General features: G+C 49.9%; 9 protein-coding genes. All 9 read right to left on the bottom strand.

What is annotated here, in order from left to right; all coding sequences use genetic code 11:
- Nucleotides 1-184 precede the first annotated feature (184 nt).
- From C8N36_RS16005 to C8N36_RS15965, 9 genes are read right to left on the bottom strand one after another with little or no spacing between them, the layout of a single operon-like run.
- Nucleotides 185-718: a chemotaxis protein CheD gene (locus C8N36_RS16005; protein ID WP_097805823.1), complete on the bottom strand. Its 534-nt coding sequence runs from the start codon at nt 716-718 to the stop codon at nt 185-187.
- Nucleotides 715-1860, bottom strand: a complete 1146-nt coding sequence (locus tag C8N36_RS16000) for a CheB methylesterase domain-containing protein (protein ID WP_245910868.1) — start codon at nt 1858-1860, stop codon at nt 715-717. The genes C8N36_RS16005 and C8N36_RS16000 overlap by 4 nt, the downstream gene beginning before the upstream one ends.
- Before the next feature lie 44 nt (nt 1861-1904).
- Nucleotides 1905-2264 (bottom strand): hypothetical protein, encoded by a 360-nt coding sequence (locus C8N36_RS15995; protein ID WP_141468143.1) that lies wholly within the window; start codon nt 2262-2264, stop codon nt 1905-1907.
- Entirely contained in the window at nt 2261-2647 is a 387-nt protein-coding gene (locus C8N36_RS15990) for a response regulator (RefSeq protein ID WP_097805821.1), read from the bottom strand. Before C8N36_RS15990 ends, C8N36_RS15995 begins: the two co-directional genes overlap by 4 nt.
- 9 nt (nt 2648-2656) lie before the next feature.
- Complete coding sequence (locus C8N36_RS15985) at nt 2657-3538, bottom strand: CheR family methyltransferase (RefSeq protein WP_245910867.1); 882 nt, start codon at nt 3536-3538, stop codon at nt 2657-2659.
- Nucleotides 3535-4002: a chemotaxis protein CheW gene (locus tag C8N36_RS15980; RefSeq protein ID WP_097805820.1), complete on the bottom strand. Its 468-nt coding sequence runs from the start codon at nt 4000-4002 to the stop codon at nt 3535-3537. Before C8N36_RS15980 ends, C8N36_RS15985 begins: the two co-directional genes overlap by 4 nt.
- Entirely contained in the window at nt 3995-6202 is a 2208-nt protein-coding gene (locus tag C8N36_RS15975; protein WP_097805819.1) for a chemotaxis protein CheA, read from the bottom strand. Before C8N36_RS15975 ends, C8N36_RS15980 begins: the two co-directional genes overlap by 8 nt.
- The gene (locus C8N36_RS15970) at nt 6202-6576 is read right to left on the bottom strand and encodes a response regulator (protein ID WP_097805818.1); all 375 of its coding nucleotides are present in this window, start codon (nt 6574-6576) and stop codon (nt 6202-6204) included. Before C8N36_RS15970 ends, C8N36_RS15975 begins: the two co-directional genes overlap by 1 nt.
- Nucleotides 6573-6857 carry an STAS domain-containing protein gene (locus C8N36_RS15965; RefSeq protein ID WP_097805817.1) on the bottom strand — a complete coding sequence of 95 codons (285 nt, stop codon included), beginning with the start codon at nt 6855-6857 and terminating at the stop codon, nt 6573-6575. Before C8N36_RS15965 ends, C8N36_RS15970 begins: the two co-directional genes overlap by 4 nt.
- Nucleotides 6858-6999 lie beyond the last annotated feature (142 nt).

The raw sequence follows: 6999 nt of genomic DNA, 5'->3' as shown, positions 1-6999 counted from the left end.
TACATCAACGGCTTCAATAACCCACGTCGCCGCCACTCAGCACCGGGCTGGAAAAGCCCTGTCGCTTTCGAAAGGAAAGCGGCCTGAACGAGCACTAGGAGCGCCACAAAAGCGGGACAGGTCCAATAGTAGCGGAAGTCCTCAGGAAAAGATCAAAACGCTCGCTCTCGCAAGGCATTCCCGCTTAGAATAGTGTTATATCGTCGAGAATGGGTTCCGGAGCGACAATGGGCTTGGGTGGCTCGGTCGGGGCTGCGCTTCCTGCAACCAACAATTGTTTCACTCTGCCGGTTGTCGGCCAGAACCGGATGCGCCGGGCTTGTGTGCCGCCTGTGCTTTCAGCGAGGCATGGGATGCCTTCATCCGAGAGAAACTGGCGTGCAAATTCAGCATTGGAGCACCCAATGTTTTGCAGCGATCCAATCATATTGCCGCCTCCAAAATACTTGGCTTCCAACCGAGCACGATCGGCACCTTCCTTTAGCATGCCATTGATCAAAAGCTCCATTGCGTAGGCACCGTATCGAACGTTTTCTCCTCCGGCTCCTTCCCTAAAGGGGAGGAGGAAATGGTTCATACCTCCAATGCCGCGAGTTTTATCATACAGGCACACCGCAATGCATGAACCTAAAACGGTGGTCAAAATTGCCTCCGAATCTTCGGAAATAACGAAATCTCCCTGAATTACATTCACTAGCTTTTCTCGGTGAAAGTTCATGAAAGTACCCTTCTGGAGTGTCGCCCTTGAATATTCGGACCTCTAAGTAAGGCAGGACCGATTTTACCAAGGGGTAGCGTCTTCTGTGCGGCACCAATTTCTATTGCGGCTCGCGGCATCCCGAAAATGACAGAACTAGCTTCATCCTGGGCATATGTGGCGGCCCCCGCTTTACGCAATTCGAGCAACCCTTCTGCGCCATCTTTTCCCATTCCTGTCAAAATAGCCGCGGTGATCCGTGGCGCAATACCAACAGCAGATTTAAAAAGCATATCAACCGAGGGCATGTGCCCCGACATTTGGCTGCCGGCAATACACTCGGCGGAAGGTATCGTTCCGTTTTTGAACACCAAGTGTGTGCGTGTTCCTGCACCGATCAAAATAGTTCCTCTGCGCAGTGGTTGTGGATCTTTTGCTAGGGCTACTGTCGCCGCGCATTGCCGGTTCAGCAAACTAGATAGACTTTCGCCAAATCCAGATCCGGTGTGTTGTACCACCAATGTCGGAGGGCAATCCCTAGGGAAGCAGGACAGGACAGAGAGCAATGCGTCGACACCACCCGTGCTTGCGCCAATCAGAATGACAGTATCGGCTATATGTGTGATATCTCTAGGTTCAGGCTGGGTTAGATTGGGGCGGACTATCGAAGAAGAAAATTTAGAATTGGTCGATTTTGGGTGAGGAGTGATTGAAGCTAGGGCCGGTTTTCGTCCTTGGCTGACAGCCGGTTTTCGATATGGGCTTGATCGCGTCAAGCTCCGTAATTGTCCTTCAATCGTTTTGGCGTCAGCATCTCCGGGGACCGAGAATAAATCTGATCCCAAGGTGTCGAATGAAGTCGACTTGTGAGCTTTTCCAGGGGCAGTTAATACCAGCCAACGTACATCCAGCGAAGAGAACAATGCGCGCATAACTTCGAATTCTGCGAGATTAGCTAGAGAATCTGAAATGAGTACTGCAGTTGGCATGCGAGCCTCGACTTGATTGTAGGTGTTCATCAAATCTCCAGTTCTCGCGATAACCTCAAAATCGGGCAATTTTTCAATTAACGCAGCGACACTATTTCGCTGAGTTGAATTGGTGGTGGCAACTATGATTGTGTTGCTAGTCAAAATTTCCTCCGGTTTTTCAGACTGGAACATGAAAATCTTGAGCCGGATGGCTTGAGATTGATTTAAGAAAGAAATTAGAACAGTTCAGGAGTTCCCGAAGTGTTTGACTTTGCCGCGATACCATTGAGCCGCGATGCCATTTCTCTCAAGGGAACAACTTTTACTGCTTCGTCCACGCAAACAGTTGCGCGTCCATTCATGAGTGAGGATATTTGCACAAGATAGTCGGCAAGCGCACCGACGGATTGTTGCAACACATCCAATTCTTGCAACATACCTAGTGTTTGCCCGCTTGGAACATTGTCGGATTCGACAAACACAACTTCCAGACCATGTTCGACCCTCTCCAAACGTTCTCTCAAACCGTTTAGTTCGGTTGCGACACGAACTGTCGCAACCTCCAGCGGGAGTTGGAAGTCTGCCCCCATATTCATAGACGGCCCACAACGCTTTCGATGCATTGTTTCATCGACGCAGATGTAAAGGGTTTCTTAATCATATTGTTTAAGCCCAACCGCTTTGCCTCGTTCACAATCTCTGGTGTCGGCCTACCCGTTACAAGAATAAAGCCTACTTTTTGTGTTTGGGGGCTAGTTCGAACGGCCTTGAGTAAGCCCAAGCCATCTAAGCCAGGCATATTATAATCGGATAATATCAAATGCACTGGATTGGTCGAAAGTCGATCAAGTGCCTTTTGCCCGTCATTTTCAGTGATATAGTTTTTCACTCCAATGTCATCCAGAGCCTGTGTGATTAGACCACGGCTTGTGGCCATGTCATCCACTACCATGACCCTGAGAGATTCTTTCAAACCCATTATACTCTCCTATTCCTGCGCTGGTACAGCAGGTGTGCCGACCTTGCGGTAACTGGTGATTCCGATGCCGTCGAGCATGCTTGTTGCCGGACCTGTTACGCGCTCCGAGTGACCAATGAATAATACCCCGTGAGGCCTTAGAAAATGACAAAATCGTTTCCATAAAAGTTGTTGTGTGGATTGGTCAAAGTAGATGGCGACGTTTCGGCAAAAGATCGCATCGAACATCCCCTTCATTGGCCAGTCCGATATCAAGTTTAATTCATTAAAGGTAATTATGTTTCTTACTTCATTTGATATTTCAAATCGCGAATTGCTGTCGGTTTTAGTAGTCCACTTGGATCGGAAGGATTGCGGTATACCGTCCAGATCTTCAATGGAATATTGCCCTATCCGTGCTTTCGCAACGATTTTTGGATCTATGTCGGTTGCCAAAATTTTGACGTCAAGGTGTGCCGCCTGTGGAAACTTATCTAACAATGTCATTGCAATAGAATACGGTTCCGGACCGGCTGAACAGCCGGCTGACCAAAATCGAACCTTTTTACCTTGGTTTGCTTGCTCCATAACAGTTGGTAGAATTTCATCTCGCAGTGTATCGAAGTGGTGGCTTTCTCTAAAAAAACTTGTGACATTCGTCGTTAGGGCAGAAATAAGCTCGAATTTTTCATTTTCTTCCCCGGGGTTTTCCAAAAGAGAAAGGTATTCTGGAAAACCAGAAACACTTCGTGCTTTAAGACGCTTTGAAAGGCGAGAGTAAACCAATGGTTTTTTGCTATCGGCTAGGTTTAAGCCAAACTGTGTTTTCGCCAAGCTGGCTAAAACTCGAAAGTCGGAGTCGCTGAACGGAATTTCCTGAGGCTTTGCGCCCAACAGTGGCTCATAGCTCACTGTGCAGCTCCGGTCGAGTTTTCTAGAACGGCGTCCAAATTTACCACGCGCACCATCGTATCATCAACGGAAATCATTCCGCGGATACTGTGTTTTGTCGCCTCAGATTTTATATCCGGTGTTTCTTGGATGGCACTTTTTTCAACCGAAAGGATTTCCGAAACGGATTCAACCAACAGTCCTATTGTCGTTCCGTTGACGGCAGCCACGATGACTACGTTCCGTTCGTTTCCTGGAGTTGCTCCAAGGCCGAAACGGGCAGACAGGTCGAAAATAGGAATGACCGCGCCGCGCAGATTCATTACACCTAGAACATCTGCGGGTGTGTGTGGAAGGGCGGTAACTGGGGTCCAACGGCGGATTTCTCGGATCTGAGTAATTTCCAAGCAATAGCTTTGACCGCCTGCGGAAAAAGTAATGAACTCAAACTGTGTATCGGCAAGTGCTTCAGCGGGGTCAGGCATGACGAAGCTCCATCTTTGTGTTCTGAGCGAATGGGTCGAGGGGATTATAGTGTGCAAGCTTGATAAGCTCTTCTGGATCGAGGATCAGAGCGATCTTACCATCCCCAAGAATGGTAGCCGCCGACACACCTGGTATTGCGGTGTAGTTGCTTTCAAGGCTTTTGATTACAACCTGGCGCTGATCATGGATCGCTGAGACACGCAATGCGGTAAGGTCCTGAGCTTCGGTCGAAACCAACAGCAATATGCCGTTTGTTTCGCGCGCCTTTGCATCTTCTAGACCAAGGCTATGGGCCACATCTACTATTGGAACATACGCACCGCGAACGTTGACCAACTGACTGTCTGTTCCAATGACATGAATGTCTTTGGAATTTGGACGAATGGTTTCTAGGATGGACGAAATTGGGATAACCATCGTTTGGTTTCCAACCGAAATCACAAAGCCATCCATCACCGCCAATGTGAGCGGAAGAACGATCGTAAATGTTGTTCCTTTGCCTTGCGTGGATGCGATCGACACACGGCCACCCAACGCTTGAACAGCGTTTTTGACGACATCCATTCCAACACCGCGACCGGACAAGTTTGAAACCTGTCCTGCAGTTGAAAAACCAGGCAAAAACAGGAGGTTGTCAATCTCGGGTTCAGACAGTTCGACATCTGGTGCAATCAAGTTCTTTTCAATGGCCTTTGCCAATATGCGTTCACGATCAAGCCCCGCGCCATCATCCGAGATCTCAATGAAAACACTTCCTGACCGGTGTGCGGCCGACAATCGAATAGTGCCGACTGGCTCTTTGCCGGCCGATTGCCGGATTGCAGAGGTCTCTAGGCCGTGGTCAACTGCATTGCGGATCATATGTGTCAGCGGATCGGCCAAACGTTCGATAACTGTTTTGTCTACTTCTGTTGAGTCGCCGACAGTTACCAGTTTCGCCTTTTTGTGCGTGGCATCAGAGGCTTCTCGTACAATTCTGGACATACGCTGGAACAAAGGTTTAACGGGCTGCGCGCGAATGGCCATGACCCCTTCTTGGATATCGCGTGCCAAAAGCTTATAGGCTTCCAGTTCATTTGTCAGATGCGCCACTGTGGGCAAATCCAATTCCTCGATACGCTGCGAAATCATCGCTTGATTGATGATCAATTCGCCAACCGTGTTAATAAGGCGGTCGACCCTGTCTAAATCCACCCTTAGCGTCGGTTTCGGTCCGCGGGTTTCTTTGGGCGCTGCAGCAGTCGGAAGGGCGGATGGCTGAGCTTCAGGTTGCTTTTCAAGCACAATGTCCGGCGCAGCGATGCTGATTTCGGCCGGTTCTTTCGGCTCGGGCTGTTGCTCGGCAACTGACGCTACCTCGGCAATAGGCTCCGGTTCTGATGCGGTTTCTACTGGAAGCGCTTCAGGCTTTGGGCTGCAGGGGGCCTGACTGCTCAGTGAGATGTTTAGCTCGCACAAACCTTCGACGAACTCGAAGATTTCGTGCAAAGTTGTTTCAGATTCGGGTGTAACAAGAGACATGTTCCAAGAGATCACCGCGTCGTTGGGATCAAATGAGTCAAAGTCCGGTAGCCGCGCTAGATCTGCTTCAACCGTCAACGGACCCAGTTCAGCCAAAGCATCAAACAGCAAAAGTGGTTCATGACCGTTTTCGTACAAAGCCCGTTCTGGTCTGAAGTGGACTTCAAATAGATTTTCTTTGGGCTGTTGATCGTCTGAAGCTTCATCTGCAAGGTCTAGATCAGGCAAGTCAATCGGTGCGCCGCCATCAAAATCCAACGTGACAGCAGAGAAGCTGAACTCTTCGGCTTTGGCTTCAGGGCCGAGGTAGCTTTCAAGTTCCTTAACAATGCTGTCTTCCGCAGTTGGATCCAAGTCGGTTCCGTCTCTCGCAGATGCAACCAAGTCAGACAATTGGTCGCCGGATCGGTGGAACAAGGCCATCAGCTTTTCGTCTACCGCGAGTTCACGGTCGCGTACTTTGTCCATGACGGTTTCAAAGGCGTGGGCAAAATTTACCAAACGATCAAGGGCGAAGGCACCTGCGCCGCCTTTGATGGAGTGTACAGAGCGGAAAACAGCATTGATGACTTCCATGTCATCGCTGGCCTCTTCCATATGGGAGAGCCCTTCCACCAAAGCTTCGAGGAGCTCTTCACATTCTTCAAAAAATGTATCGCGAATTGAGTTCATGGACATCAGCTTACGTGCCCGGTCAATCGACGTAAGACGGACACCAATGATGCATCGTCAAACGGTTTTACAATCCAACCTGTCGCGCCAGCGCCCCTTGCGCGGGCTTTCAGGTCATCGGAGCTTTCGGTGGTGAGAACCAAAATCGGAACGTTTGTCCGATTTGGGCCGCTGCGCAAACTTCCAATAACGCCAAACCCGTCCATTTTGGGCATGTTGATATCTGTGATCACCACATCCGGATCGACATCTGGAAAGACATCGACACCTTCTTGGCCATCACAAGCGGAATGAAACTCAAACCCGGCACTTTCCAACGAGACCCGCAGCAGGTTTCGGATTGTGCGCGAGTCGTCGATCGCCAACACTTTGGTTGTCATTGCGGATTCTCCTCGTCGAAATAATTGGGCCCAAGGCCCAAGCGTTGCAGTCCTTCTCGGAAGGTCGGGGACATGTCCGTAACCTTGAACTCGGCTCCGTCCAAAAGCCATTGACGCTCAGCGACCAGCAGCAATTGCAACCGGTGTGAATCAAGTCGTCTGACGTCGCGGGCGGATACCGTAACCGGACCCTTGCGGGCAGTTAGAAGAAAAGGAACAAGGGGATCTTCACCCGAGCGGGCACGGGCGGATCCCAAGGCATGGAAATGGATATCTGACATCGTGAGACTGTTTCCCTTTCGGCACCGTTGATGCCGAACAACGGCACATGTGATGTCTTTCAGGAATACGCACGCTGTCTTAATAAAGGGTTCCGCTTTGACCAGTTCTGTTCAATTGGAACGATGTTGCTGGTCAGATCCC

It is taken from the genome of Pelagimonas varians (genome assembly GCF_003208435.1).
Classification (GTDB): Bacteria; Pseudomonadota; Alphaproteobacteria; order Rhodobacterales; family Rhodobacteraceae; genus Pelagimonas; species Pelagimonas varians.
Note: the sequence above shows the minus strand (reverse complement) of the source record. Positions and strands in the feature narration are given on the sequence as shown.